Genomic DNA, 2,932 nt, shown 5'->3' with positions numbered 1-2,932 from the left:
TTTCTGTTTTTCGGAAATGAAAATCAGGCTATATGATTGGCCATCCCGTCCCACTCAGGGGGGCGTTGCGCAACGTACCGGCGCGGGGCGGGGGTGCGGTGGACGTGGATGGCGTGCTGACGAGGGCGCCTGAAGCGGACGGCGAAGTCATGTGGTCCCGACACCCCAAGGGCTGGTGTCAAGTTCGCGTCAAGGCGCGGGCGACGGTGGCAAAAGCGCAGGGCTCACCGAGGAGAGCATGTATAAGCCGTAAACTGCCGCGCAGGGAAAGTCGGATGTTTCCGCTGGACCTGTATGCTCGTGTGCGTCTTCTACCACTTCCATTGCACACGAGACCGCGGGTGCAGCGTGCATCCGGCTTTCCCTGCGCCCTCTGAATTGGAGAGGGCGTGACGTTGATGGCAAAGCTCGGGTGCATCGCGCCGCGACAATACGAACGCATGTGCTCTCGCCGTTTGCAAAACGAATCCGAAAATTTGCGCGTATCACTCTATTTTGCGATGCTCCTTGCAGCACCTCACCGGACAAGAAGGCCCAGCCATTGCCTGACCATCGCGCGCACGTTGACGGAGCCCGGGTCCTTGCCGATCTCAATGCGTTGCGTGGCATCGGCGCCTACAAGACCGGGGTGCACAAGCCGACATTCTCGGAGCCGCATATGCGCTCGCTGCAATGGCTCGTGCAGCAATTGCCCGCGGCAGGACTCGCTGGCGAAATCGACGGCATCGGCAACGTGCTCGGCAGCAGCACAAAATCCGGTCCGAAGCTGCTGGCCGGCTCGCATCTCGAAAGCCAGAATTACGCCGGCTGGCTCGACGGGCCGCTCGGCGTGGTCTACGCGCTCGAAGCCGCCCGCGTCATCAATGCCGATCCGGGCATCAATGGATCAGTCGAAGTCGCGGCCTGGTGTGATGAGGAAGGACATTTCGGCTCGTTCCTCGGCTCCCGGTCCTATGTCGGTGCCCTGACCGAGGCTGACATCGATGCCGCGCGCGACCGCAACAGCGGCCGGACCATGCGGGATGCCCTGCGCGAAGTCGGGCTTGCCGGCCGGCCCCGCGCCACGGCGGAACGCGGCCGTCACATCGGTTATCTCGAGGCGCATATCGAACAGGGCCAGACGCTCGAAAGCGGCGGCCTCGCGATCGGCGTCGTCACTTCAATCGTCGGGATCTGGCAGTACCGGATCACCTTTACCGGCGAACAGAACCACGCCGGCACCACGAGGATGAGCGTTCGCAAGGATGCCGGCCTGGCGCTGGCGAGGTTCTGCGTCGGCATCGACGACCGGTTCCCGGCGTCATGCGGACCGCGCACGGTATGGACCACCGGCCGCATCGTGCTCGATCCCGGCGCGCCCAGCATCATTCCCGGGGCTGCGGAAATGCTGTTCCAGATGCGCGACGATGACCCCGGTGTGATCGATCGCCTGGAGACTCTGCTGCGCGAAATGGCCGCCGAGGCCGGCGCGCAAGGCCGCTGCACGGTCGCCGTGGAGCGAATTCGTACCGGCGCCCCAGCTTTGATGGATGCAGGCTTCCAGCAGGCCATCGAAGCGGCCAGCGCCGAGTTTGCCGGCGGCCGATCGATCCGCATGCCCTCCGGCGCCGGCCACGACGCCCAGGTGCTCGCCACCATCATGCCGGCGGGCATGCTGTTCGTGCCTTCGATCGGCGGCGTCAGCCATCACTGGAGCGAGAACACCGCGGACGCCGACATCGTCACCGGCGCCCAGGTCTTCGCCGACGCCTGCCGCCGCCTGCTGGCGGAATGAGTCCGATCAGTGCGAGCCGCGGCCCCATGCGATGGACGCCCAGACGCGCTCGTGCGCGTAGTACCAGGCGATCTTGGTCAGGAATTCGAGGGCGGCAATCGAGCCCGCCAGCGCAACCTTGCCGGTCAGGTACCAGCTGATGACAAAGGTATCGAGCGTTCCCAGTATCCGCCAGCTGACCGCCTTCAATACCGACCTCGTATGGGTCTCTTTTCCGCTGAATAGAACCACGAATGCGCCCCGCTGCTTGACGATGCCGACCCAATCACGCCGGCGGTGTCCACCCGCCGGCTTCTCGCGCACGGAAAATCACCAATGGACACCGCGCGCGAATACGTGCACTTGCCATCAGCGCGTTCACGCGCGTCTTCAACGCGCTATGGCATATCCGAAACGATCCGATTTGACTGAATAATCGCGGCCGGCCGCGGTGCGCCGGCAGTCATGGCCGGCACCCCGGCCAAAAAGGTATTGAAATGAAGCTGATTGCCATCGTCGCCGCGATTTGCGCGCTGTCCCATACAGCCCTCGCGCAGAGCGGCGATTGCAAAGGGATCGCCGACGCCACCGTGCGGCTGGCCTGCTACGACAAGGCCGCCCCGCGCGCCGCCGCCGACAAACCGGCGGTGGCAAGACCCCTCGCCGCGACCCCGGCCAAACTTCCGGCGTCGAAGACCGACGACGGCAAATATGTCGATACGATCAGCGCCGAAGACGCCCTGATGAACGCGCGGCTGAAGAACATCTGCCGCGGCTGCTGAGCGGCGCCACCTTTGGAACTGGCGTAGTCCGTGAAAAACGGCGACCGATTGAGCCGCGCGGCGGCTCTTAGATTTCATGAAGACAGCGGGTCAACCCGCTGTTTTCGGGTGGCTGCGGCACTCGGCACCCGGACGAATTAGTGGGGGCGCTGCGACGCAACACCGCACCACAACCCAGCCATATTTTGGCACGGCCAAGTGACAAATCCGCCACGATTGTGACAAGGAGCTTGGAGCTCGGGTCTCACAACCTCCGGAATCACGAAGAAGCTCCATCCGCTGATCCCCATCACACCGGCTCCCGCTTCATAAATGCTCCTGCTCCAAGCCCTCCCCACCGTCATCGGCACCGCCGCGATCGCGCCGGCGCTCCTGATCCTGTGGCTTGTGATCGCCG

3 protein-coding genes are annotated in these 2,932 nt (G+C 64.2%); 2 read left to right on the top strand and 1 reads right to left on the bottom strand.

Annotation, left to right across the window (positions count from 1 at the left end; all coding sequences use genetic code 11):
• Positions 1-541 precede the first annotated feature (541 nt).
• On the top strand, positions 542-1,774 hold the full coding sequence (locus tag Q7U29_RS26330; protein WP_304746353.1) for a Zn-dependent hydrolase: 1,233 nt from the start codon (positions 542-544) through the stop codon (positions 1,772-1,774).
• A gap of 6 nt (positions 1,775-1,780) precedes the next feature.
• On the opposite strand, the gene Q7U29_RS26325 is transcribed toward Q7U29_RS26330, so the two are convergent.
• On the bottom strand, positions 1,781-2,077 hold the full coding sequence (locus Q7U29_RS26325; RefSeq protein ID WP_304746351.1) for a DUF2061 domain-containing protein: 297 nt from the start codon (positions 2,075-2,077) through the stop codon (positions 1,781-1,783).
• Between the two features lie 173 nt (positions 2,078-2,250).
• Between Q7U29_RS26325 and Q7U29_RS26320 the strand changes: the two genes are divergently transcribed.
• Positions 2,251-2,535, top strand: coding sequence for a hypothetical protein (locus tag Q7U29_RS26320; protein WP_304746349.1), 285 nt, complete (start codon positions 2,251-2,253; stop codon positions 2,533-2,535).
• Positions 2,536-2,932 lie beyond the last annotated feature (397 nt).

It is taken from the genome of Bradyrhizobium sp., assembly GCF_030654605.1.
GTDB lineage: Bacteria > Pseudomonadota > Alphaproteobacteria > Rhizobiales > Xanthobacteraceae > Bradyrhizobium.
The sequence above is the reverse complement of the archived record's forward strand: the minus strand, read 5'-3'. Positions and strand labels throughout refer to the sequence as shown.